The organism is Xenorhabdus entomophaga (assembly GCF_037996725.1).
GTDB lineage: Bacteria > Pseudomonadota > Gammaproteobacteria > Enterobacterales > Enterobacteriaceae > Xenorhabdus > Xenorhabdus khoisanae.
In genome coordinates, this window is the sequence record NZ_JBBMXH010000342.1 from 1 (window position 1) to 466 (window position 466).

Here is a 466-nt window from a genome sequence, read left to right on the forward strand (position 1 = left end):
TTAATGAGATGGTCTTCCCCACCTTGTGAACCATACTCTTTATAGAGTATTTTTTCTGGAGAGTCCATCATGCAAAACGTCACCCTTATTGGTATCGATCTCGGCAAGCATTCTTTCCATATCCATTGTCAGGACAAATTCGGCAAGACTATGCTGCGTAAAAAATTTACCCGCCCAAAATTAATGGAATTTTTAGCTGGGTGTACATCGACTACCGTCGTGATGGAAGCTTGTGCGGGTGCACATTTTATGGCTCGCCGGATCGCTGATTTAGGCCATGATGCGAAGCTGATATCTCCGCAGTTTGTTCGTCCTTTTGTCAAAAGTAACAAAAATGATTTCGTTGATGCAGAGGCGATATGTGAAGCAGCATCACGCCCCTCAATGCGTTTTGTCCAGCCGAGAACGGAGACGCAACAGGCGATGAGAGCACTGCATCGTGTCAGAGAATCACTCATCAAAGATA

The 466-nt window shown here is 45.1% G+C and carries 1 protein-coding gene; it reads left to right on the top strand.

Annotated features, from left to right (window positions below):
• Positions 1 to 69: 69 nt before the first annotated feature.
• Positions 70 to 466 (top strand): IS110 family RNA-guided transposase (locus tag AAC854_RS23110; RefSeq protein ID WP_340619129.1); only part of this gene is annotated, 397 nt, incomplete at its 3' end.